This window comes from Paraburkholderia strydomiana (genome assembly GCF_031456815.1).
Lineage (GTDB): Bacteria > Pseudomonadota > Gammaproteobacteria > Burkholderiales > Burkholderiaceae > Paraburkholderia > Paraburkholderia caledonica.
In genome coordinates, this window is sequence record NZ_JAVDVL010000001.1 from 1,109,251 (window position 1) to 1,135,037 (window position 25,787).

18 protein-coding genes are annotated in these 25,787 nt (G+C 61.2%); 8 read left to right on the top strand and 10 right to left on the bottom strand.

The genetic code is table 11. The annotated features are described in order from the left end of the window. Positions 1-3: 3 nt before the first annotated feature. Genes J2W46_RS04950 through coxB form a run of 4 tightly spaced genes read right to left on the bottom strand, consistent with a single transcriptional unit; the run spans position 4 to position 4,183 of the window. On the bottom strand, positions 4-507 hold the full coding sequence (locus tag J2W46_RS04950; protein ID WP_310351777.1) for a hypothetical protein: 504 nt from the start codon (positions 505-507) through the stop codon (positions 4-6). A gap of 7 nt (positions 508-514) precedes the next feature. Further along, on the bottom strand, positions 515-1,114 hold the full coding sequence (locus J2W46_RS04955) for a cytochrome c oxidase subunit 3 (protein ID WP_204521974.1): 600 nt from the start codon (positions 1,112-1,114) through the stop codon (positions 515-517). After that, positions 1,107-3,098, bottom strand: coding sequence for a cytochrome c oxidase subunit I (gene ctaD, locus J2W46_RS04960; RefSeq protein WP_310351779.1), 1,992 nt, complete (start codon positions 3,096-3,098; stop codon positions 1,107-1,109). The genes J2W46_RS04955 and ctaD overlap by 8 nt, the downstream gene beginning before the upstream one ends. Before the next feature lie 26 nt (positions 3,099-3,124). Next, a complete protein-coding gene (gene coxB / locus J2W46_RS04965) occupies positions 3,125-4,183 on the bottom strand; it encodes a cytochrome c oxidase subunit II (RefSeq protein ID WP_310351782.1) in 1,059 nt (352 codons plus the stop codon). A gap of 486 nt (positions 4,184-4,669) precedes the next feature. On the opposite strand from coxB, the gene J2W46_RS04970 reads away from it, so the two are divergent. The 3 genes from J2W46_RS04970 to J2W46_RS04980 all read left to right on the top strand — a co-directional run bounded on the left by J2W46_RS04970 (position 4,670) and on the right by J2W46_RS04980 (position 8,472). Continuing rightward, a complete protein-coding gene (locus J2W46_RS04970; RefSeq protein ID WP_310351785.1) occupies positions 4,670-5,914 on the top strand; it encodes a HAMP domain-containing sensor histidine kinase in 1,245 nt (414 codons plus the stop codon). A 342-nt stretch (positions 5,915-6,256) separates the two neighbouring features. Next, positions 6,257-8,086 carry a hybrid sensor histidine kinase/response regulator gene (locus tag J2W46_RS04975; RefSeq protein WP_088174103.1) on the top strand — a complete coding sequence of 610 codons (1,830 nt, stop codon included), beginning with the start codon at positions 6,257-6,259 and terminating at the stop codon, positions 8,084-8,086. A 116-nt stretch (positions 8,087-8,202) separates the two neighbouring features. Continuing rightward, positions 8,203-8,472 (top strand): hypothetical protein, encoded by a 270-nt coding sequence (locus J2W46_RS04980; protein WP_020066804.1) that lies wholly within the window; start codon positions 8,203-8,205, stop codon positions 8,470-8,472. A 56-nt stretch (positions 8,473-8,528) separates the two neighbouring features. Here J2W46_RS04980 and J2W46_RS04985 read toward each other — a convergent pair whose 3' ends face one another. The 5 genes from J2W46_RS04985 to J2W46_RS05005 all read right to left on the bottom strand — a co-directional run bounded on the left by J2W46_RS04985 (position 8,529) and on the right by J2W46_RS05005 (position 18,104). Next, entirely contained in the window at positions 8,529-9,848 is a 1,320-nt protein-coding gene (locus J2W46_RS04985; RefSeq protein ID WP_310351786.1) for an epoxide hydrolase family protein, read from the bottom strand. Positions 9,849-9,891: 43 nt separating this feature from the next. After that, positions 9,892-10,251, bottom strand: a complete 360-nt coding sequence (locus tag J2W46_RS04990) for a BON domain-containing protein (RefSeq protein WP_310351789.1) — start codon at positions 10,249-10,251, stop codon at positions 9,892-9,894. A gap of 193 nt (positions 10,252-10,444) precedes the next feature. Beyond that, on the bottom strand, positions 10,445-16,411 hold the full coding sequence (locus J2W46_RS04995; protein WP_310351791.1) for an AAA family ATPase: 5,967 nt from the start codon (positions 16,409-16,411) through the stop codon (positions 10,445-10,447). A 135-nt stretch (positions 16,412-16,546) separates the two neighbouring features. Then, a complete protein-coding gene (locus tag J2W46_RS05000) occupies positions 16,547-17,386 on the bottom strand; it encodes an enoyl-CoA hydratase/isomerase family protein (RefSeq protein ID WP_020066808.1) in 840 nt (279 codons plus the stop codon). Between the two features lie 40 nt (positions 17,387-17,426). Beyond that, complete coding sequence (locus J2W46_RS05005; RefSeq protein WP_310351793.1) at positions 17,427-18,104, bottom strand: type 1 glutamine amidotransferase domain-containing protein; 678 nt, start codon at positions 18,102-18,104, stop codon at positions 17,427-17,429. 584 nt (positions 18,105-18,688) lie between these two features. On the opposite strand from J2W46_RS05005, the gene J2W46_RS05010 reads away from it, so the two are divergent. Then, positions 18,689-19,423, top strand: coding sequence for a response regulator transcription factor (locus J2W46_RS05010; RefSeq protein WP_131316247.1), 735 nt, complete (start codon positions 18,689-18,691; stop codon positions 19,421-19,423). Positions 19,424-19,439: 16 nt separating this feature from the next. Here the strand turns inward: J2W46_RS05010 and J2W46_RS05015 are convergent, their stop codons facing one another. Continuing rightward, positions 19,440-20,882 (bottom strand): sensor domain-containing diguanylate cyclase, encoded by a 1,443-nt coding sequence (locus J2W46_RS05015; RefSeq protein ID WP_310351795.1) that lies wholly within the window; start codon positions 20,880-20,882, stop codon positions 19,440-19,442. Positions 20,883-21,258: 376 nt separating this feature from the next. Between J2W46_RS05015 and J2W46_RS05020 the strand changes: the two genes are divergently transcribed. The 4 genes from J2W46_RS05020 (at position 21,259) to J2W46_RS05035 (ending at position 25,703) form a co-directional block, all read left to right on the top strand. Then, positions 21,259-22,797, top strand: coding sequence for a sensor histidine kinase (locus J2W46_RS05020; RefSeq protein ID WP_310351797.1), 1,539 nt, complete (start codon positions 21,259-21,261; stop codon positions 22,795-22,797). Continuing rightward, entirely contained in the window at positions 22,779-24,155 is a 1,377-nt protein-coding gene (locus J2W46_RS05025; protein ID WP_310351799.1) for a sigma-54-dependent transcriptional regulator, read from the top strand. Before J2W46_RS05020 ends, J2W46_RS05025 begins: the two co-directional genes overlap by 19 nt. Positions 24,156-24,294: 139 nt before the next feature. After that, positions 24,295-25,107 (top strand): hypothetical protein, encoded by an 813-nt coding sequence (locus J2W46_RS05030; protein ID WP_310351801.1) that lies wholly within the window; start codon positions 24,295-24,297, stop codon positions 25,105-25,107. A 23-nt stretch (positions 25,108-25,130) separates the two neighbouring features. Then, the gene (locus J2W46_RS05035) at positions 25,131-25,703 is read left to right on the top strand and encodes a hypothetical protein (RefSeq protein ID WP_310351804.1); all 573 of its coding nucleotides are present in this window, start codon (positions 25,131-25,133) and stop codon (positions 25,701-25,703) included. The last annotated feature ends 84 nt before the right edge of the window (positions 25,704-25,787 follow it).

Here is a 25,787-nt window from a genome sequence, read left to right on the forward strand (position 1 = left end):
CAGTCATCGCCACGCGCTGCACGGTGAGACGAGCAGTACGGCCAATCCTGCCGTGACCAGGCCGACGAGAAAGAGCACGCTGAGTATGAGCCCTGCCATCGCGAGAAAACGGGTTCTTCCCGCTGTTGTGTCGGACACGGAAGTAGCAGAATCGGGGCGCGCGCCGCGCGCTATGCGCCAGCTTCGCAAGGCCACCCACACACCCGCGATACCGACCAGCAGCGCGACGATACTCATCGCGTTCAACGCCGGCATGAGCCACGACCATTGAGGCGCGGGGAGCGCACGCCGATGCGGGTAGCACGCCTGGGAGGCAAGCGTCTCGCCAACTTCCGTCTGCAACCCCCATGCTGCGGCCGCGCCCAACAGACCGAACAGCATCATCAGCGCCCCGCCGCGCCGTGGGTAGGGATTGAGACGGTCGGACCTGCGGCCGGCGTCTTGCCGCGCGGTCGCCGGGTCCGGCTCGCCTGGCGGCTTCTGATAAAGCTCTGCGGCTAACATCATCGCGCTCCTAGAAAAGAAAAGGCGTGACGTACAGCGTGGTAAAAATAAAGAGCCAGACGACATCGACGAAATGCCAGTACAGGCCGCCGATTCTCAGCGCAGCACAGCGCTTTTCGTCGAAGTAACCCAGCGCCGTCCAGCCGAGCAGACAGGACAGCACGATAAGTCCGACGAGCACGTGGATCACGTGAAAGCCCGTGATCGTGAAGTACAGCGATCCGTACAGATGCGTTGCGATGCCGTACGGGTGGTCGTGCCACTCCTTCATCTGAATGCCGACGAAGACGACGCCGAGAACGATCGCCAATGCCATCGACCCCACCGCCCAGCGGATTCTGCGCCGGCGCACCAGGCGCTCGCACAACCACACGAACAGACTGCTCAAGAGCAGGACGCACGTATTGAGCGCGCCGATGCCGATCTTGGGCAGCCCTTCCGGCGGCCAGTGAATCTCGGTCTGCGAGCCGAGATACAGATACGAAAAGATCAGATAACCGAAGAGCGACGCTTCGGTGGCGACCGTCGCCATCATGCCCCACCAGCCGCTCGATAATTTGCCGGCGCTACCGACAGGAAGAACCGGCACGTTGTCCGTCAGCTCACTCATGACCGGCCCCCGCATCCCGCACCGGCTCCGGCTCGCGCTGTATCAGCAATCGTTCGGGCCACAGCCATAACAGAATCGCCGCGCCGCACGCAGCTACCATGGCCCCCGCGAAGATCCAGGCGCGCAGCAGCATGGCAACGAACAGCAGCGCACTGAACAAGCCGAGCAAAAACGGGGCGTAGGAATCGGTCGGCATCTTAAGGATGATGTCGGGCCTGGCATCGAGCGGTGTCGTGCCGAGCGCCTCACGGCCATGATCGAGCAGGAACCCTTCATCGAGCTTCGAGTTGCTGCCCTCTCCAATCCGGTCTTCCCACAGCGGATTGCGGCTCGCCACGACGGGCACGACAGCGAAGTTGTAGGGCGGTGGCGGCGACGGTACGGACCATTCGAGCGATGCGCCGTCCCACGGATTGTCGCCTGCCGGTGCACCGCGCCGCAGGCTCACGGCCATGTCGATCAGAAAGATGAAAATGCCAAGGGCGAATATGAATGAGCCGATGGTCGTGATCATGTTCGTCGTGTCCCATCCGATGTTTGCCGGGTAGGTATAGACCCGACGCGGCATGCCGAGGAGGCCCGAGATGTGCATCGGGAAAAAGCCGACGTTGAAACCGACAAATGTGACCCAGAACGACAGCTTGCCGAGCCGCTCACTGGTCATCCGGCCGGTGAACTTGGGAAACCAGTAATAAATGCCCCCGAGCACGGGAAATACGTTGATGCCGAGCAGCACGTAGTGCAGGTGAGCCACGACGAAGTAGGTGTCGGTCAGTTGCCAGTCGAATGGCACCGCCGCCGTCATCACACCTGAGACGCCGCCAATCACGAACATCAGCACGAAGCCCGCGAAAAACAGGAACGGCACGCGATAGACCGGCCGTCCAAGCCAGATCGTTGCAATCCATGCGAAGGTGGCGACGGCGCTTGGGATCGAGATCAACGTACTTGCGGCGCCGAAGAAAGCCAGCGCAAGCGGCCCGATTCCCGTCGCGAACATGTGATGAATCCAGACCACGAATCCGATCATCATCGTGGCGACGGTCGAGATGGCAACGGGTGTGTAGCCAACGAGTGGCCGGCGGCAAAACGTCGGCAGCGCATCGGAAACGATGCCCATTGCCGGCAACACCACGACATATACCCACGGATGAGCGAACATCCAGAACATGTGCTGCCATAACATCGGCCGGCCACCGTGGGTGACATCGAAGAAGTGCGTGCCGATCTGCCGGTCCAGCCACAGCATGAGAAACGCAAGACTGACCGATGGCACCGCCACCAGGTTAGCCGCCGACGCAGTCAACGTGCCCCACACCAGGATGGGCAAGCGGTCGATCGACATTCCCGGTGCACGCATGCGCAGTAGCGTGACGACGAAGTTGACCGATCCAACCGTTGTCGACACACCGAGCAGCACCATGCCGAGCGCGTAGACGTCGATGTTCGGTCCGGTGTTGTATTCGAGATTCGCGAGCGGCACATAATTGAACCAGCCGGCATTGGGAGCCTGGCCGAGTGGAAAGCTCGCATAAAGAAAAATGCCCGCGAAGAGGAAGATCCAGAACGACAACGCGTTAAGCCTTGGAAATGCCATGTCCCGCGCGCCGAGCACGAGCGGCCACAGGTAGTTCGAAAAGCCGGACAACACGGGAAGCGCGTACAAAAAGATCATCGTGATGCCGTGCATCGTGAAAAGCTGGTCGTACTGCTCCGGCGACAGAAGATGCGCGTTCGGCCGCGCAAGCTGTACGCGCATGATCAGCGCCTCGATGCCCCCGGCGATCAGAAAGACAAAAGCGGTGACGATGTAGCGCAAGCCGATTTGCTTATGGTCCACCGTCGAGAGCCAGCCGCGCCAGCCAGGTTCGCTTTCCCACAGTTCGCGCAGGCGCTGCTCGCGCGGCGAACCTTGCGGCATGCGGCCGATTTCCGGTCGGCGTGCGAGCCGCAGGTCGGGCGTGTCGGGTGCAAGGTCGGCCATGTTCTTCCTTGTCGGATGGAGGCGCTTCAGCGGAGCGTCGCTAAATAGGCGGAGAGCGCAGCGGCATCCTGCACGTTCAGCGTGAAGCTGGGCATCAGCGAATCGGGTTTTATCTGTTGGGCGTGCTCGATCCAGTCGAGCAGGTGCGTCGGCGTATTGGTCAATGTGCCCGCTGCAAGCTGCTGGCGTGAGCCCACATGAGTAAGGTCCGGAGCCTGCGCACCGGCTGCGTCGCTTCCCCGTACCGCATGGCAGCCTGCACAGCGATCCATGAAAATCTTCTGTCCGTCTCTCACCTGGCCGTTGGCCGGCAGAGCCGCCTGACGGATCTGCGCGCTCCGCCAGGCATCGAAATCCGCCTGCGGCTGCGCGATGACGTCGAACGCCATATGCGCATGCTGTGAGCCGCAAAATTGCGTGCACTGACCACGGTAGACGCCTGGTGCATCCGCCTCTATCCATTGCGCGTTGACCTGCCCCGGAATTGTCTGCGTCTTGCCGGCAAGGCGCGGAACCCAGAATGCGTGGATCACGTCCGCGCTCTTCAGGCTGATCTTGACTGGCACGCCCACGGGAATGTGGATCTCGTTGGCTGTTGCGAAATGGTTCGCCGGCTCGGTGTCGTCACCGTAGTCGATCTTCCACCACCAGTCGTAGGCGGTGACGGTGATAGTCAGGCCCGGTGTGAGCGAAGGTTGCGCGACGGCCTCCAACGTAACGAGCGTGTAGAAGAGCGACACCAGCAACGCGACCGTAGACACGCCCACGCCGATGTAAATCCACGCCATTCCACCGCCTTCCTTGCCCAACACTCGCTCTGCGGTCGGCGGGCGCCGCCGCATGAGTGCGCCCGCCAGCAGAACGGCAATGATGACGACAACCGCGACGCACATCGCAGTCAGACCCCAGCCGAGGTGCATGGTCGGGGTCGCCGCGGGGCCCGCGGAATGCAGGAAGTATTCGAGCGGCGCGTCGGCGTGCGCAGGCGGCGCGGCAGTAAGCGCCGTTAGAAGTGCAAGCTTGAACCCGCTGAGGTCCCATCGATGCAGGCGTCCGACAGGAAAATCGCTGACCGTCTGACTCATCTTTGTTCTCCGGCCCGGCACGTAGGCCGACTCGCAAGCGGTTATATCCTTACATGTGCATTGCGGTTGTCGGAGCGAACCCCGCGCATTACGTGTCACAACGTGATGTATTGCAAAATTCTTGCCTGGCGTCGGAAGTTGGATCTTGCGCCGTGGCGGCTCTGAAGCGCTTGTAAAAACCGTCGGGCGATGTAACTTCGATGAAGCATGCGCTCACCGCGCGAACCACAGACGTGCGTCGTCGCGAACACCCCCGTTCGGATAGCACGAAATAAAATGTAAGGATTTGATCGATGCTGCCAGTGTTCGCCGCATCTCAACGCGTCTGGACGGTGGATGATTGGCTAACGTTGAGCCTGGTGATGTGATGCCGGGCAAGACACGGACTCGCAAATCCCACTATGTACGTCGCAGACCGGCATCTTTCAAAAAGGATATGCCGCTAGTGCGTGCACATAACTTTCAAATGAAGCGCAAGAGGAACCCGTGATCAGGTCGATTCACCGAGTCATCATATTGGCTGCCGTCCTCATTTCAAGTATCGACTGCGGCGCGATGGCAGTTGCTTCGCAGCATGTCGGCCTGACACGATCGGACTCGTCGTATGCGTCGCAGGCGAGCCTGGCGCCTGCGAGGTTTCAACAAGCTGACGCGAGCAAGCGTTCATATTCTCCGCTATTGACTTCGATCTCTGCGGCGCCGCCCGCTGTGGTGCTTGTGGAACGGCCAACGCTGGTTGATCTCCGGCGAGACCAAGGTGAAGCTGGCGGCGCACAAGCCTGGTTCCCCGTTCCAGGCTATCAATATTGGAACCGCCAAACCATTTCGACGGATGACTCGTTCCCATTCGAAAGCGCGCCCACCTATCTGCGTTGGGACTGCATCGCGTTCCCGGTATGGTCGGTTGTCTTTCTATCTATTGGTCTCGGCTTAGCAGCAAGCTGGGCAATTGGGCGGCCGCTACGCAGTCTCTCGACAGCGTTTAGCAAGATTGGCAGCGAACACCGTCCCCATGAAATCATTCCGGAAAGAGGTCCGAAGGAGTTGCGGCGACTGGCGCAGGTCTCCAATGAATTGCTCGCTCGGCGCGTCGACTCGCGTGCAGAGCAATCGTCCACGCTCGTGGCACTGCAACTACATCTCGAATCGCACGCAGCCCGACTGCGTGACCGTGCGCTTCAGGTGAAGGAATGGCATAAACGCGTGGCGCTCGTAGAGGACATCGACCTCTTCTCGCATCTTGCCCGGCAGTTCGTCGAAGGGGCTCAGCCCTCCACCGGGCCGCAGACCGATCTGTCCGTGGAAGCATTCATCCACGATCGATTCGTAATGACCAGTTCGCTGGAGGCCAACCTGTTCGTCTGCACGTTCGAAGCGGGCGCAGAATTCAAGCTGCCGCGCCCGGTTCTCGAGCGCGTCATGTTCAATCTGGTCGACAACGCGCTGGAGCATGGAATTCCGCCGATCGAAATTAAGACCTCGCGAACCCGAGCCGAGTGGATCCTGAGCATCAGGGATCACGGTGCAGGAATCACGCAGTCAAGATTGGCAGATGCAACCGCAGCATTCGTACGCCTAGGCAGCGCCGACCATACCGGACGCCATTGGGGACTCGGGCTGGCTCTGGTCAAAAAGCTCGTGGCGAGCGCAGGAGGCCATCTCATTCTTGGCAATCATCCTGGCGGCGGGCTGTTAGCGCGCCTGGTGTTCCCAAAAAGCGAACGGCCATAGCGGACACGCTCTCGTCGGCTGACCGAACCGGGAATCACGACACGTCGGCGCCCTCTGGCCAAACCACGGCAGCCACGGATCACCCAAAAGCTTCCGCCGGGAAGACGCCCGGCTGAGCCCATGCGGACCACGCACTCGACCGCCTGACATCCCGGCGCGCTGGCGCAACTCTTGCGACGGAGCGGATGGCACGGGCCTCCAGAGCCCCGCGTGACAAACCGCTGACAGGGCGCTGCCCGGTAAAAACACAAAATGACTAACTTCGCACCCTCCCCGGGGGACGTTTCGGGAGAAGAATCTTTCCAGCTTCTCGTCGCAGGCGTTAGGGATTACGCGATTTTCATGCTGGACGCAGAAGGTTTTATCAAAACGTGGAATGCAGGCGCCCAACGCTTCAAAGGCTATGCTCCCAGGGAAATTCTGGGTCAGCACTTTTCCGTTTTTTACACAGACAGTGACCGCGCCGGCGGCCGCCCGGCCCTCGCGCTGCGAACTGCGCGCGACGAGGGTAAGTTCGAGGATGAAGGCTGGCGGGTCCGAAAGGACGGCAGCCAGTTCTGGGCGAGCGTGGTAATCGATCCGCTGCGTGACGATTCCGGCAAGCTCATCGGCTTCGCCAAGATCACACGCGACATCACGGACCGGAAGATGGCCCAGGAAGCGTTGCGTGAAAGCGAGGAGCAGTTCCGGCTGCTGGTTCAGGGCGTCACGGACTACGCGATCTACATGCTTTCGCCAGCCGGCGAGGTGACTAACTGGAACGTCGGCGCGGAACGGATCAAGGGTTACACACGCGAGGAAATCCTCGGCAAACACTTCTCGTGCTTCTATACCGACGAGGATCGCGCGAGCGGCCTGCCCGCGCTGACGCTGTCGACCGCGGCCGCGGAGGGCCGAGCCGAGCGCGAAGGATGGCGGGTCCGCAAGGACGGCTCGCGGTTCTGGGCTCACGTGGTGGTGGATGCAATCCGCAACGGCGCGGGCGAACTCGTGGGTTTTGCGAAAGTGACGCGCGACGTCACGGAACGCAAACAGGCGGCGGAGGCCCTGGAACGCGCCAACGCCGCACTGTTCCAGTCACAGAAGATGGAATCGCTGGGCCAGTTGACCGGCGGCGTCGCGCACGACTTCAACAACCTGCTCGCAGTCATGTCGAACGGACTCGATGTGCTGTCGCTGCGCGTACAGGACCACGCCGATCTCAAGATGCTGGAAACCATGCAACGCGCAGTGGCGCGGGGCGCGACGCTGACACAGCAGTTGCTCTCGTTTGCGCGCCAGCAGCCGCTCAAGGTCGAAAGATGCAATCTGAACGCGGTAATCCGCGGTTTTGAAGCGGTTCTTCGCCGCGCGGGAAACAGCACGATTGAACTGGAGATCAGGCCAGAGCCGCGGCCGCGGCCCGTGCTGCTCGACGTAGCCCGCTTCGAGGCCGCGCTGCTGAATCTGATCGTCAATGCGCGCGACGCAATGCCCGCAGGCGGAAAGATCGCGATTACCGTTGAAAACGTCGAAGTCCGCGAAGGCACGGTTGGCTCGCTCGTCGAGGGCCCGTATGTCAAGGTCTCCGTGGCAGACACCGGCTCGGGGATGCCGCCCGAGGTTGCGGCGCGCGCGTTCGAGCCGTTCTTTACCACCAAGGAGGTCGGCAAGGGCACCGGTCTCGGTCTAAGCCAGGTGTACGGTTTTATCTCGCAGTCTGGCGGCGACGTGCTCATTCGCAGCGAACCGGACATGGGCACGGTCGTCAGCATGTATCTGCCGATAGCGAATAGCGCATCGGGCGACGCGGACTCTTTAGCCGGTCCGACGCTCGATACGGTGCTGGTCGTGGAGGACGAGCCGGATTTACTGGACGCGACGGCGGCGCTCTTCCGCAGCCTCGGATACGAAGTACTGACCGCGAGCAACGGGGCTGAAGCGATGAACGCGTTGGGTCGTCGCGACGATATCCGCGTCCTGTTCACCGACGTCGTGATGCCCAAGGGAATCGATGGCATCCAGCTCGCGCGGTCAACGCGCGATCGCCATCCCGAGATCAGGATCGTGCTTGCATCGGGGTATCCTCTGCCCGCCCTCAAGGCACAGCACGGCAATCTCGACGACTTCGCGTTTATCCATAAACCGTATCGGCTGGCCGATCTCGTGCGAACGCTGGGCATGGCGACGTAGCCGCAGATCGTGTTGCGGGTTGCATGATATGGCCGTACTGTTGACGCACGCGTTACGCGGCGCAACCACGGCAACAAAACCGACCGCTAATCTGACATCACCTTCCGGAGGAAAACATGGCAAACGTCGAACAATTCAAGGACGACCTGGAAAATAACGCTGACGGCCTGGTGGGCGGAAGCCGGGGCGACTTCATGGAAGCGGTGGGCGAGGCCGTCTATGCCCGCGTCGACAGTCACCAGCTGGACGGCATCATTGCAGCGTATCTGACGCTGCAGGAGGTGCTGGACGAGAACGCGGACAACCTGGACGACGAGGCCGACGAGGCGATCCAGAACGCTACCGACGAATTCAATGAGACGGTCGGCAAGATCCTCGGTGTGTAGTCGTCGGCCGATCGTGACCGCGCGTTGCGGTCATTCAAATATCGGCGGGCGGCAGGTCAGCGCAACGACGAAAAGCTTGCGCGAATTTCCTGCGTGAAGATCTGCGGCTGTTCCCAAGCCGCGAAGTGGCCGCCCTTGGGAAGGCGGTTGTAATGCATCAGCTTCGGGTACGCCTGTTCCGTCCAGCTGCGCGGCGCGGCGTAGATCTCGTCGGGAAAGACGCTCACGGCGACCGGAATCAGTACATGTTTCGGCGCGAAAAAATTCAACTTGTTCTCCCAGTACAGCCGCGCCGACGAGATCGCCGTGCCCGTCAGCCAGTAAAGCGTGACGTTATCCAGAACGTCGTCGCGTGTCAGTCCTTCCGGCTGTCCGTCGAAAACGCGCGCGATCATCGCCTGGCTGCTCGCGTCGTGATCCAGCATCCATGCAGCAGAACCGATTGGCGAATCTTCGATACCGTAGAGCGTCTGCGGACGGTTCGCCATTTCGAGCGCATACCCAAGCCCGTGCTTGTAGAAGAAATCGAGTTGGTCGAAGGCATGCTTTTCGTCGTCTGACAGGTTGGCCGGCGCAGGCTTGCCGTATTTCAACGCGTCGGCGATGTCGTCCGGAACAGTGGCCGGCATATTCGTATGGATCGCAAGCAAACCGGGCGGCGTCAGCAGCGCCATCTGCTCGGTCACGGCATTGCCCCAGTCGCCGCCCTGCGCGACATAACGTGTGTAGCCGAGCCGCTGCATGAGCACGACCCATGCACGCGCGATGCGCCCAGGGTCCCAACCGGTCGTCGTCGGTTTGCCCGAAAAACCATACCCCGGCAACGACGGGATCACGACATGGAACGCGTCTGCGGCCGTGCCACCATGAGCGGTCGGGTTCGTTAGCGGATCGATGATCTTCATTTGCTCGATGATCGAACCCGGCCAACCATGCGTGACGATCATCGGCATCGCGTTCGCGTGCCTGGACCGCACGTGGACGAAATGAATGTCGAGTCCGTCGATTTCGGTGACGAACTGCGGCTGAGCGTTCAGTTTTACTTCCACCTTCCGCCAGTCGTAGTCAGTAGTCCAGTAGCGCGCGAGGCGCTGCATCGTCACGAGCTGCACGCCTTGAGTGGCGTCGGAGACAGTTTCGCGCGTGGGCCACTTCGTCGCCTTGATGCGCCGTCGCAAGTCGGCGAGTTGCGCGTCCGACGCGTGAACGCGTAACGGACGCAGCGCAGTCTTGTCGCCGCCGCCCGGCTGCGAGGTGCTCGTAATCGATGTATCGGCAAACGAGAACCGTGGCGCTGAACCTGCGGCGACGACGGCTGCCGCCGCACTGATGAACTTGCGGCGCGAAAAGACTTCCGGAAGAAGATCGTCTGACATGCCAACTCCTTCGAACGCAGAACTACTCGATCGCATGCGGCCTTCAATTCCCGGGCTCGGACACAGTGAGCTCATTGTTCACGTGGCTGACACCTGCAACCTTCGAAGCAGCCGCTTGTGCAGAGTCGATCTGCGACTGATCCGGTGCGGTGCCCGCAAGCGTGACCGTGCTGCCGTGCGCCAGCACGTTGATGTGCGAAGAGTTCAGCCCCTTCACCTTCGTCAGCGACTGACGCACTGCGTGGCTTAGCGCGCGATTCTCGGCTCGCATCTGCTTCTTGCTGGCGCCGCCGGCACTGGCAGCCGATGAGTCGGCAGCCCACGCGGCGCCAACGCCGATAAGGGAAGTCGCCGTGAGTGCCGTTGCCGCCGCCACGGTGAGGATGATTGCTCTGGTTTGCATGCCTGACTCCTTTCGGTGATAAGTTCACGCACGATGCATGGGTACGTCGGATAGCAGTCTTTATTACATGACACTGCGTGCGTCGTTTCAATCGTCATCGGGTATGTGAAACCATGCTGCCGGTATGCCTTTCATAAACCAAAGAGAGCGCGACTACGGGCACAACGATTGACTCGGTGAATTCCACATCGACTCAAGCCGCGTCGGAAGCTAGCGGCAGCGTGAAGAAAAAGCGCGCACCGCCATGCACCGACGCGTTGTCGGCGTTAATTTCTCCACCGTGCATTTCAATGATCGAGCGGCAGATTGGCAGACCCATGCCCATGCCATTTACCTTGGTCGTGAAGAAGCTCTCGAATACGCGCTGCATGTTGGACTCGTCGAGCCCCGGGCCGCTGTCTTCCACGAAACAGGTGACACTCGTGGCATCGGGCAGATAGGTGCGAATCGTTATGTTGCCGTGCGGGCGTGACGTCGTTTTCATGGCCTGCATCGCATTGACGACGAGATTCACGATCACCTGTTGCAACTGCACGCGATCCGCAAGCACGGCGGCCGCCGGCTGCGCGCGCTTACGCATGATCGTGACGCCGAGCGCGTTCACATCGTGACGCAGGAACACCAACGCTTCATCTATCAACTCATCGAGCAGCGCGATCGAGCGCTTCAAGCCCTGGCGCACCGCCATGGTGCGAATGCGATCGACGATGTCGACCGCTCGCTGCGCATCGATTTTAATGCGCTGATTGATGAGCCGCGCCTCTGCCACATCGGGCGTCTCGCGATCGAGCCAGCGCGTGCCAATCGAGCTGTTCATCGCGATCGCCGCAAGCGGCTGCTTCAACTCGTGAGCGATGGACGCGCTCAACTCTCCGAGCGTTGAAATGCGCGCGGCGTGCGCGAAGTCGGCCTGAAGGCGCTGCAGCATTTCTTGCGCGCGGACGCGCTCCGTCAGATCGACGAGACTGATCAGCGCAATGCCGAGATCTTCGGCCGCGCCAGGACGCGCGACCGTCAACAGCACGTCGATGACGCGCCCGTCGAGCGTGGGAAGCCTGGTGGTTTCCTGAAAGAGCGGTGCGCCGCCGTAACGGCTTTCCAGCGCGCGCCTGAACGTGTCGGGGCTTTCTCTCCATACCCACGGCGACGGTCCTAGCAGCATGCTCCGGTCGTGCGCGCCGAACATTTTGGCCGCGTGATGATTGACCTCTTCGACGATGAGCAGCTCCATCGCACGATCCAGCCATCCGGGATGATGGTCTATGTACTCCGACAGATCTTCCACGCCCTGCCCACGCAGCGACGACAGCAACGCGATCAGCGGTTGCGCGTCGATCTGCCATAAGCCCACAGGCATGTCGAAAAACAGACTGCGATAACGGTGCTCGCTGCGCAGCAACGCGGCATGGGCCTGCTTGCGCGTCGTGATGTCCTTGAGTGCTCCGAGCACCCGAATGCCCGCGTCGGCGTCGGCGATAACGTGCGCGAGCAATTGCAAGTGCCGCACAGAGCCGTCCGGCATCAGCAGCCGGTGCTCGACATCGAACGGCTGCCGGTCATGCGTTGCCCGATCGAACATGAGACGCACGAACGTCGCGTCGTCGGGATGAACCCGCGCCAGCATGAGTTCGAGTGTAGGAAGCGTGGCGAGATCGTAGTCGAAGATGCGAAAGCTTTGCTTCGACCAGAACAGCTCGCCGCTCGACACATGCCAGTCGAAGCTGCCGGTGTTGCTGAGCCGCTGTGCGTCGGCGAGCAGCGCTTCGGCGTGTTGCAGGTCGGCATAAAGCCGCGCGGTTTCGAGCGACATTGCAGCCTGAGACGCGAGCATTCGCAACACGACCGTGCGCGGCGGCGTGAATACATTCGAAGCCAGGTTGTTTTCCAGGTAGAGCACGCCAATCATCCGGCTGCGCTTGATGAGCGGCAGACACAGGATTGAGCGGCAATCGTGACGCATCACGTACTCGTCGGACGAGTAAGGACTGGTGGACGATGCATCGTCGAGTAACAGACTGTCGCCTGTACGCATCACGTATCGCAACACGGATTCTGGTAGTTCTGCGTGTTCAATGGGCAGTCTGGGCAGACGCACCTCGACGGCATCGGCCCTTGTCGTCGCTTCTGCTTCCACGCGCAATTCGTTGCGGCGCTTGAGCACCAGCACGCAGCGATCGGCGCCAGCGTGTTCAAGCGACAACGCCATTAACGTATGGATCAACTCGTTCAGGTCGATATCGCTGAATATCGCGCTCGACACGTTGACGACGGTTGCCAGGTCGAGCTGTTCGTTGGACATGGCAATGGTGCCGTCGGATTTCGATGTACCGGGACGCGCTCGTGGATGACTGCGCGTCAACTGGGTGACCTTGCTCCAGGCGCCCCAGCGCTCGTAACAAGAACGGGCGTTCATCAGATACGTATCCGCGACTGTCTCGAGACCGCGGTCCGCGTAAAAGCGCGCCGCCAGTTCATGCGCGAGCGCCTGGTTCTGAATGAAACCATGCTCGCGGGCCGAGCGCACGGCCTCCTCATAGTGATGCATCGCATCGGAATCGCGGCCTTCGAGACGCGCGAGCTCCGCCGAAATCAGCGCATGACGATGCCTGAAATTGCTCGGGCAGTGGCTCGTCCAGACAGCGAACTTTTCGCACGTCGCGTGAATCGCGCGACGACGGGTGACTCGTTGTTCGTCGCCGGCCGATGTGTCGAGCGCCGCAAGTGTCAGCGCGTGGAAGAAGTAAAACGTCGCCTCTATCGGCAGCGCCATCGCGGCGTCGATCACAGATTGCGCGCAGTGTGCGGCGTGAAGCGCATCGTCGTATCGTCCTTCGAGATAGGCGAGCATCAGATTCATGATGTGGTGAAACGCGATGCCGCAGCCGAAATTCGACTTCGCGATAACGGCGAAAGACGCGTCGCCGTCGAATGCCGGCGCATTCGTGAGTGCCCCGCCGCCTGCCTCACCTTGCAGCGCCGCGACAAAATGCTGCTGCAGCCGAATGGTTTCGTAGACAGCGTCATTGCGGCTCTGGCGTGCGAACGAAGCGTGCCGCTCGGAACTGCGCTGCACGTCGGAAAGCGGTGTGCCCTTCTCGATCATTTGCCAGACCGTGGTGAACGCGAGGTACCCGGCAAAAGCCAGATCCCCCACGTCGAGACACGCGGCGCTTGCTCTTTCGAGTATCGGCAGATCGGTTACGACGTGACGCCGCCAGAAGTTGATGTGATTGCCGTGCAGATGGAGCAACTTGCCTTTGAAGCGCCGGTTGCCGAACTTCTCGTTCAACCTGAGCGACATCTCCGAGAACTGCACCGCGGACTCGATGTCTCCGAAACTCGACACCAGCATCAACGCGTAATTGCCATAAGCGAAGCTGGACTTGTCGGTGTTGCCCCCGCGCAAGGACAGGTTCACCGCCTGAAGCGTTATGAGCGGATAAAACGCCGGCCGGGCGATGAACGCGCAAGGCATCGATTCAACCAGCAGGTCTACGATCGTCAAGGTGACCGGGTCCGATGCGACCGGCGCATCTACGAGCGTGTCGATGGCGCGGATGGCGAGATTGAGCGGGATCTTCCGCAACTCGGCTTCGACCTCGCTACTGACGGCGTCGTCGTGCAGCGGCAGCAGCACGCCGAAATCGCGCAGCGCGAGGCGAGCCACCTCGAAGCTCTCGTCATACCGCCCGGCGACCTGGTATAGCTCCATGCGCAAGCCATAGACCTTTGCGCGATCCAGGTTCGAGCGCGACCGATCGAGCATCATGTCGAACAGCGTATCGGCGTCGGCGAAGTCACCGGCCAGATACTCGCATTCGGAAAACGCCAGATAAAGCTCGAACGTGCGCTCGTAATGACGGCTCCACGCGTCCGCTCCAAGCAGGGCGACGCCTTGTGCCAGATAAGTTCGTGCTGACGCGAACGCGGTCGAGTGCATCGCTCGCTGTCCCGCTGCATAGTTCAGCTCGACCGTACGCTCAAGCTCGTCCGCGTCGGTCATGAGCGAAGCGCCGCGGTTGAGATGATTGACGATATCGAAGAGGAACTCGTCGAGTTCGCCCGCCGCGCGTCCGGAGGCCAGCGTGCGGCCGATGTGCAGGTGCGTCGCCGCGCGTTCGCTCTCGGGAATCAGCGCGTAGGCGCCCTCCTGAACGCGATCGTGGGCAAACACATAGGCATCGTCGACACGGTGCACGAGCCCCGCTTTCATGGCCTCCCAAAGCTTCGCATCGATCGATGCCGCAGGCTCCCCATGAACCAGCTTCAGCGCGTCGATCTTCGCGACGTTGCCGAGAATGGCGAGCCGGCTCAGCGCGTCGCGTGTATCGTCCGGCAAGCGGGACAGTTTCGCTGCCATTAGTTCGACCACGTTTTCAGTCAATCTCTTGGCGCGGATGCGAGGCAGATCCCACGTCCAGATCGCGGCACGATGATCGAACGCAACCAGGCCCTCGTCGGCAAGCGTCGTCAGGAACTGGATCACGAAAAACGGATTGCCGCCGGTCTTCTGATGAACAAGCTGCGCAAGCGGCTCGGCAGCCGCCGCGGAGCAGCGCAGCGAATCGGCGACGATCTCCGTGACACTGCCGGCGCCAAGCGGCGCGAGATCGATGTGCTGCAGCGTCGTGCCGCGGCCCGTTTCCGTGCCGCTCATATCTTCGATTATTCGCGTGAGGTGATGTGCCGGATCGATCTCGTTGTCGCGATAAGCACCGACGAGCAGCACGTGCATCACGTCCGGATGCGTCGCGAGGTGTCCGATCAGATCGAGCGTGGCAGCGTCGATCCACTGCATATCGTCGATGAACAGCGCGAGCGGATGCTCGGGCCGCGCGAACACGCCGAGCAGGCGGCGAAATACGATATGAAACCGGTTGCGTGCGTCGTGAGGCGGCAACGCCGGAACCGCGGGCTGCTCCCCGATGATGAGAGCGAGTTCGGGAATCAGACCAACCATCAGTTGGCCATTCGGCGCAAGCGCCTCCGTCAACTCACGCCGCCAGCGCTCCAGTTCGGTATCGGTCTTGTTGAGCAGATCGCGGACGAGCGCCCGGAACGCCTGGGCCAGCGGCACGTAGGGCGTGTCGCGTTTGAACTGGTCGAACTTGCCTGAGGCGAAGCGTCCGCGTGACGGCACCAGTGCCTTGTGCAACTCGTTCACCACCGACGTCTTGCCGATCCCCGCATAGCCCGAGACAAGCACCACCTGCGCGTCGCCGAACGTCACGACGCGATTGAAGGCCGCCAGCAGCGCATCGATCTCCGATTCGCGTCCGTAGAGCTTTTCAGGAATCATCAAGCGGTCAGACACATCGTGCTTGCCGAGCACAAAGGGCGAGATTTCCCCATCCGCTTCCCATGCGGACAAACACCGTTGCAGATCGGCCCGAACGCCACCGGCAGTCTGGTAACGCTGCTCCGCCGTTTTGGCGAGCAGGCGCTCGACTATGTCGCCGACCGGCGCAGGCAGCCCTTCGACACGTTGCGCCGCGGGCACCGGCCTGCGAGCGATATGACAATGAATCCATTCGATCGCTTCGGACGCGACGAATGGGGACGAACCCGTCAGCATCTCGTAGAGCGTCACGCCGAAGGAATACAGATCGCTGCGCGCATCGATCGAACGGTTCATGCGGCCGGTCTGCTCGGGCGCCATATACCTCAGCGTTCCTGCGATTATCTCCGGCGGCGCGGGCGGCTGATGTTCGTGTGGGAGTAGCGACGCAATGCCGAAGCCGGTCAGGCGGACATTGTCGTTCGCATCGACAAGCACATTGGCGGGCTTGATGTCCTTGTGGATGATTCCGCGCTCGTGCGCGTGTCCGATCGCCTGAGCGAGATTCACGGCGATGCGCAGGCACCGCGCCAGTTCGAGTGGCTTGCCGAGAATCCGGATCAACGGATCGCCGCCGCTGTCGTCGAGAACCAGCACGGGCGGCACGCGCCCAAGGTCGAGCGCGAGTGGCTGCGCGGCCCACTCCGGTTCGAGCAACGGCGCAAGACCGTATTCGTGCTCGAGCCGCATGATGCTCTGCGACGCGGGCTGCGTGGCCACTCGCGCGAGCATCGAGATATGCGAGCCGGGCCGCTGTGCACGGCACAACAACAGTTCGCCGTCTTCGTGCAGCGGTTCGAGCGAAAAGCCGGTGAGATCCATGGAGATGCTCCTTCTCGCTGCTCTCTTCCGAGGAAGGCGATACATGCCCGAAGGACACGTATTGCTCTGCGAAGCGAAAAGTAGCGTAGCATGCGAGGAGCGCAATCCCCTCGAATGAGTCGCCTGATCCGGCGGCTAGCGCCAGAGCGAGCCCGTGTAATCCGCGAGCCTCGCTTCCACGTCCGTCACCTTCTGCAAGCCGAGATCCATCAGTTGGGCAATCTTCTCCTGCGCGACCGGGCGACCGACCGACGCGATGAAGGCGTCCCACTCGGTCGCGACGCTCGCGTCAGGCGGCAGGGTCTGCGCGTTGACGTGCTGCTTGATGACCGAAAGGGATTGCCTGTCGAACAGGCTGATACGGGTGGCGAGGTCGTCGACGAACGTATCCAGTTCGCTGTCCGGCATCGAGCGATTGACGTACCCATAGCGCTCGGCCAGCGCGCCGGGAAAATCGTTGCCGCTCGTCAGCACCTCCAGCGCACGCCCGCGGCCGATCAGCCGCGAAAGACGCGTCATTGGCCCGCCGCCGGGGACAAGCGCTACGCCGATTTCCCACTGCGACATCAAGGCGTGCTCGTTGCTGGCAAAGCGCATGTCGCTCGCCAATGCGAGTTCGCTGCCGACACCTGACGCACGCCCTCGAATCTTCGCGATCGAGATGACAGACGACCGCCCGATGCGCACCAGCATATCGGGCAGCGGCGGCATGCCCGTTGGTCCCGGCGGCATGCTCGTGGTCGCGTCGAGCGGCGGCACAAAGTCGTAGTGCGTGAGAAAGAAGCCGGGCACCGCGCTCTCGAACACGACCACTTTCACGTGCGGGTCCGCTTCAATCGCGCTGACGACCATGTTGAGCTGGGGCGTGGTATCGGGCCCGAAGATGTTGAAGGGCGGATTGTCGAAGATGACACGCCAATAAGACGGGCTGGGACGTTCGATTCGGATCTGCGCGTTGGGACTATCCTGGGTCATGACGCTCTCCATGCAGGCAATATCGGTTCGATGATGCGGGCTATCCGCGCAGCACTTTCAACAGGTCCTGCGCAACCGATTTCGACGAGGCGGGATTCTGTCCAGTGATCAGCCGTCCATCGATGATCGACAGCGGCTGCCAGTCGTCGACTTTCTCGAAGCGGCCGCCCAGGCGCTTCAACTCGTCTTCCACGAGGAAAGGCACGACATGAGTGAGCTGCACCGCCTCTTCCTCCGAATTGGTGAATCCGGAGACGCGCTTACCCTTGACGAGCGGCTCGCCGTTCGCCTTGACATGACGCAATACACCTGGCGAATGGCAAACGAAGGCGACAGGCTTACCGCTGTCGTAGAAGCGCTCGATTAGCGCCACCGACTGCGGATCTTCAGCGAGATCCCACAAAGGTCCGTGGCCACCGGGATAGAACACCGTGTCGTAGTCGTCGGCTTTCATGTCGCCGAGCTTCGCGGTGTTAGCCAGCACACGCTGTGCGGCGGGGTCGCTCTTGAAGCGTTCGGTGAGTTCGGTCTTGCCTTCCAGCGTGTCGCTTTTCGGATCGATGGGCGGCTGTCCGCCTTTCGGTGAACACACCGTGACATCGACGCCCGCGTCGAGAAACGTGAAATAAGGCGCTGCAAATTCCTCCAGCCAGAAACCCGTTTTTCTGCCGGTGTTGCCGAGTTGGTCATGTGAAGTCATCACCATCAATATCTTCATGGTCGCACCCTCGTTGGAATATGACGTCGTGCCACGCGGTCGCGTGGTGCAGGAACTATAGGCATGGAACTCGCGCCGGGGGCGGCTGGCGCATACCAACGTATAGTGATCTATACAAGGTCGCGCACCACGGGCTACGTTGACCAGGTGACTTGCGGCCGTGCCATCGTTCGGTGGAACGGCTGTTGCGAATGCACCAGAATGTTGCCCTTTGGCGTGTAGCAACAATTGACCTGTAACGATTCTGTTTGGTCGGCAATCGCCAACGTACCCGGCTGCAACTCGACAGATTTTTCCCATGGAAGTCTGCTAGAGTTAGCCGCATCGCTGACGCAAACCCTAATGACGTCAGCGCTTCAATCGCAAAACCGGCCCGCAAACATCAGGCCGGCTCGGCCACGCGGCCGCTTCGATGGTCTTTCCCCTCGCTCACTTTCCATCGAATCGGTCTTCGTTCGCCGGACGCAACTGCCCGAGGCCCGAGCGGCGCCGCCCCTACATCCGGCGCGTCGGAACGGAGCTTCGCCAAGTCCGTTTTTCAACGGCCCATTGATCGTGCGTCGCCTACTCCCGCAGGAGCAGACATGGTGCCCAGATCGCAGTCCACATTGAACAGTACGAAGGCGGAAAACGAGACGCCGGTGGTGTATGTCGTCGACGATGACGAGTCCATTCGCTTCACGCTGCAGAGCCTCGCTCGCTCTGTCAGGCTGCGGGTCGAGACGTTCGATTCGCCTGCGGACTTTCTCGCCTTCCCGAAGCACGACGCGCCGAGCTGCCTTATCCTCGATGTGCGGCTTCGCGGCGCAAGCGGTCTCACGTTTCAGGCGGAACTCGCGCGATACGGCCTTCGCATGCCGATCGTATTCATGACCGCGTTCGGCGACATCGAAATGAGCGTGAAAGCAATGAAGGCGGGTGCGCTCGACTTCTTTCAGAAGCCTTTTCGCGAGCAGGACATGGTCGACGCAATCGCGGATGCGCTGAAACGCGATACCTTGCGTCGAGCTTCCGATAGAGCACTGGCCGGCGTGATCTCCTCGTTCGAGTCATTGACAGTCCGTGAGCGGGAAGTAATGAAACGGGTCGTCACAGGCATGTTGAACAAGCAGATCGCGTATGAGTTGAATCTCAGCGAGATCACCGTGAAGATCCATCGCGGACAGGTCATGAAGAAGATGGCGTCGCGCAACTTGCCCGATCTTGTCAGAAAGGCCGAGGCGCTCGGCATGGAAGCCACGCGCGGCAATTCATCGGCTCTTCTGTCCACTGCGCGGGGCGCGCCAGGCGAGAACCCAGGCGTCGGTCGGCGCATCTAGCGTGTCGGGATGGCAATCAGACCTGCGGCTGAGCCGGTTCAACGATATCGCCGGCGCAGACGACCACATTCCTTCCCCGTCTTTTGGCCGCGTACAGCGCCAGATCGGCGGAACTCGTCAATTCTTCCAGTGACGACGGATGCGACCGCCGACCGGTCGCGCACCCAATGCTGACCGTGAACGGTGGAATCGCCTCGGACGACGCTGACGGCTCCCGGTGTTCGACTTCTCGACGTATAGCTTCACCGATCTGAAACGCTCCCGCTTCGTCGGTATTGGGCAGCACGACAACGAACTCCTCTCCGCCGTATCGCGCGGCGAGATCGCCACGACGACGCACGTGCCGATCGATACACTCCGCCAGATGTTTCAGCGCAATATCGCCTTGGGCGTGACCGTGACTGTCGTTGTATTGTTTGAAGTGATCCGCATCGACAAACAACAGCGACAACGAACCATCGCTGCGCTGCAGTCGTTCCCATTCGTTTTCGAGCGCATTGTCGAGCGCACGCCGGTTTTTGAGCCCTGTCAGCGGATCGGTTTGCGTTAGCTCCGTAAGCAGCACTTGCGTATTCGCGTGGTCGCGCAGAGCAAAAGCGAGGAGCCAGACCACGGTGCAAAAGGCAACGCTAACAGACGAAGCGGAAACTCCGACTATCCACGACAATCGTTTCCACGAGGCCAGAACGTCGCTTTCCGCTGGCGCGACAACGGCAATGAGCGGCGTGCCGGGCACACGCTGAAACGTGTAGAGACGTAGTACTCCGTCGGAAATCGACGGGGCACTATAGAACCCGGAGTCATGGTTCACCATGCGCGGAAAGGCCGGTGACTTGCCTACGTTGACCAGCCCGGCCTGCGTGAGAGGGGGATTCCTCGCCACGAGCGTGCCGTCCGTACGAACGATCGCGGCGACACCGTGCGACCCCACGTCCAGTTTCGCAAGAAGCTGCCTGAAATATTCGACGTCGATCGCGACAATCGCCACTCCGCCGAACGACCCGTCGGGACGATTAATCCTTCTGCTCATCGCAATGGATTGGGCTCCCCTCCGCGACCGCGCCGCATACACCGACGAGACATAAAGCCCGGCATCCGCGGACTTGCGATGCGCGATGAAATAGTCGCGGTCGCTGAAGTCCCAGGTGTGGGACCTGGAACAGCAGCCGTCGATTACACGACCACGATCATCGGTAATTCCCGTGCCGGTGACATACTCGGCAGCGGTCCGGTCGAACAGCAATTCGTGGCGCAAGCTCCGATCCATGGTCTGGATAGCAGGCTTGTCGAGCGCGGCGATCAGCGTGCGCAGCGAATTGTCAGACGTTTCAATTGTTCGAGCGATGTTGGTGGCTAGAACCGCGGTGACATTCCGGGACGTCTCATGGGCATGCTGAATCGCGGCGTCACGGGAGGCGAGGAGCGTGGCGAGGCTGATAGCCATCACGCCTAATGCCATCAGACTCCCTAGCGCACCGACGATCAATGGATGCCGGCCTGCGAGAACAGCTAGTTTTCCGGTGGTAATAGAAACGGACACTGTAACGTTCTGGTTAGTACACTCGGTTCAAAAATGTTCCTCCCGCGCGGTAACATTGCCTCCCGGTAAAGCGGGTTTCTGTCGTGGAACAGAGGACTGCCGGAGTGTCGTGGCTAGCCGATGACCGGGTTTACGGCAAAGGCGGTAAAAAATGAAGTCCCGGATCCAGCCGCAAGCATATCTTGCCGGCGGAGGTTTGGCACAGCAGTGGTTCAGCGGCGTGTTGAACGCTGGAAAGAACGCGCGGTCTAGAATCGCGGGCTGGATTCAACCTCCTGCAGCGGAGCACCGCACGATGAAACGAATCTCTTTCGCCAACCAGCTTGTGCTTCTCTGGGCGTTGATCGCCGTGGTCTGCACACTGCTCGCCGGCGTAATCTGGCTGCTGTTCCAGACGGACCAGAGCCGGCAGATTTCCGCTGCGAGTCAACAATCCATCGCGGCTTGCGAGCATGTGGCGTCTCGTTACTCGTTGTCTCGCCTCGCCGCCAACAATCCTTACGATGCCGACCTGATGCATGCGGTACTCGATACCGTCCTCATTCAGGCGCCGAAAATCGAAGGAGGCTTCTGGAAGAACGATGCCGCGGGGCCATCTCATGCCTCTGAAGACACGTCCCGAACGGCGAACAGCTTTCTTGCCTATTCATTCCCAACATATGAAGGCACCGGCGTTAAGCGCGATATCCCACAGGCAGAAACACCGCTGATACTTCGCGCGCTGCACCGGGCCGCTTCGGCAGGGGCGACCGTTTCTGATTCCGTTCCCGCAGGAGAAGGCGCAACCGTCGCCTCTGCGTGTCCCGTGTCCGGTAGCCCCGCGCTCTATGCATGGACCCTGACCAGGGCACAAGCTCCTCTCGGGCAATATGGGCACATGCTGATGCTATCGCTGGTCGTCGTTCTAACGGCCATTCTGCTTCTCGCTCTTATTCTGGGTTTGGGCTTGCGCCGTTGGCGGAAAAACCTGTCGCAGCTCGAGCAGTCTTTATCGTCCGGGACGGCAGCGTCGTGTTCCGAGCTTCCGTCTCCAGGCGAGCCCGACCTCGACAAAATCGTCAATGCTGTCAACGTCTTCGCTGCGCGCCTGAGGGAATCGCAAGCCCAGGCCTCCGCCTTGCACGAGAAGTTATCGCAAGCCGAGCGGTTTGCCTCTCTCGGCAAACTGGCCGCACAGGTCGCGCATGAAATTCGTAATCCGCTTGGGGCCGTCAGGCTGAAGCTGGAAAACGCTCTGGCCCATGGAGGAGACACACCGCGTCAATCGCTGACGTCGGCTCTCGGCCAGGTGGAGCGCATAGAAACTCAGGTAACGAGTCTGCTGGCTTTGACGCAGCCAGTCACCCTCGCGGTGCAGACAGTCGACGCCGCACAGTGGGTGACGTCGACCGCCGCGACACATCAGGAGCAGGCAAGGATCAAGGGCGTGACGCTCAGCGTCAATGCTGACCTCCCTGCGCCGTCGGAGCCGGGTGCTGACGCCGCGCCGGCGAAGTTCGATCCCTTACAGATGGCAAGAGCAGTCGATAATCTGATCCTGAATGCAATCCGGCACGCGCCGCCGCAAGGCAACGTCACCGTCAACGCGAATCGCGTCGAAACCAGTCACACGAGCCTGATGCGAATTGCTGTCGTCGATAATGGCCCGGGAGTGGCGTTAGCCGACCGCGAACGCATTTTCGAACCGTTCGTCACGGGTCGGCCCGACGGGTCGGGACTCGGGCTCGCAGTGGCGAGAGAGGTGGCTACGGCGCATGGCGGCCGCGCGTACGTAGCCGATACGGAGAGCGGCGCGTGTTTCGTCATTGAGGTTCCATGGCACACATACTCGTAGTCGACGACGACGACGGCTTTCGCGAAGGCCTCGTCGAAACGCTGGTTGACCTCGGTCATAGCGTGGACGAGGCACGCTCCGGCGAACAGGCGCTGGAAACGCTCGAGAGCACGGGCGCGCCATTCACCTGCATGTTCCTGGATTTCCGCCTGCCTGGCATGGACGGGCTTGCAGTGCTGGACGCTCTTCGAAAAACGGCAAAGGGACAGGCGTTGCCGGTGGTGATGCTCACGGGTTTCGCATCGAGCGATAACACGATTGGGGCAATGACGCTCGGAGCGTTCGACCACTTGACCAAGCCGGTCGGTAGACAGGCAATCCAGTCGCTACTCGCGCGCATCATCGCCTCCACGGGCACGAGTGAGGCCGCCGCGAACACATCGCATCCGTTCAGCGCAGAGTCGGCGGGCGCGAAGCCCCGGCTACTCGGAGTGAGCGAGACGTTGCGCGAGGTGCAGAAACAGATCGGACGCGCGGCATCGTCCGAAGCAACCGTCCTGTTTACCGGCGAAACAGGAACAGGAAAGGAGGTCGCCGCGCGCGTGCTTCATGACGCGTCGAGGCGCAGCGGCAAGCCGTTCGTCGCAGTGAATTGCGCGGCGATACCCGCGGAACTCCTCGAAAGCGAATTGTTTGGTCACGTCAAAGGTGCGTTCACGGGTGCAACCGCGGACCGGCCCGGCTGCTTCGCAGCGGCTGACGGCGGAACCTTGTTGCTCGATGAAATCGGCGATATGCCATTGCCGATGCAGGCCAAACTGTTGCGGGTAATCCAGGAGCGGCAGATCACCCCGCTCGGTTCCAATCGCGTGATTCCCGTCGACATCAGGCTGGTTGCCGCTACGCACAGAAACTTGCAGACCATGGTCGAGGCGGGGGAATTCAGGGAAGACCTGCTTTACCGGCTGAACATCATTCCAATCGCATTACCTCCGTTGCGCGAGCGGCTGGCGGACATCCTTCCGCTAGCCGAACACTTCCTTGCTGAGGTCGCGAAAGCGAGATCACGCGAACTGCGTTTGTCGCTGCCGGCGCAGCATCTGCTCGTGGGTTACGCATGGCCAGGCAATGTGCGCGAATTGAGAAATGCAGTGGAACGCGCCGGCGCACTCGCTCCGGGAGCGATGATCACGGCGGAGGATCTCGGCTTTCTCAATGGCAAGCCGGACCTTGGCGAGCCACTAGTGGGTACAGGCTTGCTCGAGATGACGCTTCCCGACGCAGTGGAAACACTCGAGCGCGCGTTGATCTCCCACGCGTTGACGCTTGCGAGCAATAACCGCGCGGACGCAGCCCGGCGCCTCGGAATCAGCCGCCAGACGCTCTATGCAAAGCTGGCCGCGCTCAAGATCGAGTGAGGTGTCAAGCAAGCCGACACCAGGTGTCTGGATCATGGACAGATATCCTGCTGCATCGGGCGCGAAACCCCTTTCTAAAGGGATGCGCTGCATGGCATAGCCTTTGCAAAAGTCTCCGTGTCGTTCATCGGAGAACATCATGGCTGTCAACCAATCCATCCAACCTTGCGTGCATGCCACGCCCGCAAGTCACACGCACTCCATCGCGAAGCTCGCGCGGGCCGTAGCACTCTCGCTCGGTGCCGTCACCATTGCTTGCGCTGCTCAAACGCGGCCCGCCGAAGGCCCGGGCGCGCCTCCATCACCACCGGTCGCGGGCATGCCTGCGCCGGCAATCGCAGGACCCGACGCCCCTCCTCCACCGGCACGTGCACCCGTGCTTCCGACAGATGAGCAACAGGTACGAGTCGCGAGCGGTACGGTAAGCCGCTTTGTGATTAATCCTGAGGGCGATGTCGATGGCTTCGTTCTGCATGACGGCTCGCTGGTCCGCTTCCCGCCGCATATGGGCTCGCAACTGGTGAGCGTCGTTCATCAAGGCGATCCGGTTCGGATTGCCGGCGTGTCCAATGGCGCGGGCGACGTCTCAGCGCAGCAGATCACGAATGAACGGACGTCGCAGCAGATCGTCGATCAGCCGCCGCCGATCGGCGCAACGCCAATGCCGCCCGCACTACGCGGCGCGGGTCTCGTGAAACTCAGCGTCAAGGGTCCTGTTGCGCGGGTCATGACGGCGCCCCGCGGAGAGCCCGACGGCGTGATGCTCGCCAACGGCACCATCATCAGAATGCCGCCGCCCGTGGCGCAACAGTTTGCGAATCTGATGCGACCGGATGTGGTGGTTGCCGCGAGCGGCTACGGAACGCGCAATCAATACGGCGAAGCATTGCAGGCTACTGCATTCGGCGCGCCCGGCAACGTCACGCAGTTGTACAGCGACACGCGCAACTAATTAATCTTTACTGGAGCTACACCATGCATTGGATCGACCCAACTTGCCTGCAGGAAACCCGCGGTACCGTCAGCCAGTTTCTGCTGAATTCACATGGAGAACTGGACGGCCTCATTCTCGGCAACGGCAGACAGGTGCATTTCCCGCCGCATCTGTCCGGTCAGATCGTCAAACACATCAGCGTGGGCGACAAGGTTCGTGTGCGCGGAGTCAAGCCGCGGGCCGCCGATATCGTCGCTGCTGTTCAATTGACGTCGGCAACAGGCGTTGAAATTGTCGACGAAGGCCCGCACGGTCATGGCAAAAAGCACGAGAAGCCACATGCGAACACGTGCCCCATCGAGTTAAGTGGCGAAGTAAAGCTCTCGCTTTATGGGCCGAAAGGAGAACTGCGCGGTGCATTGCTGAGCGACGGCACTTCCCTGCGGATGGCTCCGCACGCCGCAGACGAACTGTCCAGTTACCTCGCCCCTGGCGCGCACATACAGGTGTGGGGTCACGCAGTGAAGAACCGGTACGGAAAGACCGTCGAAGTCGAGCACATCGCGGAACTCGTCGATGACGATGACGATGACGCTTCGATGAACGCGGACTGATCGCGAACTCATGGCGGCAAGCGAATTCGAACCGCACCGTAACGGGAGGAAATGGTGAACGCGGATCGTGCACAGCAATCAGTG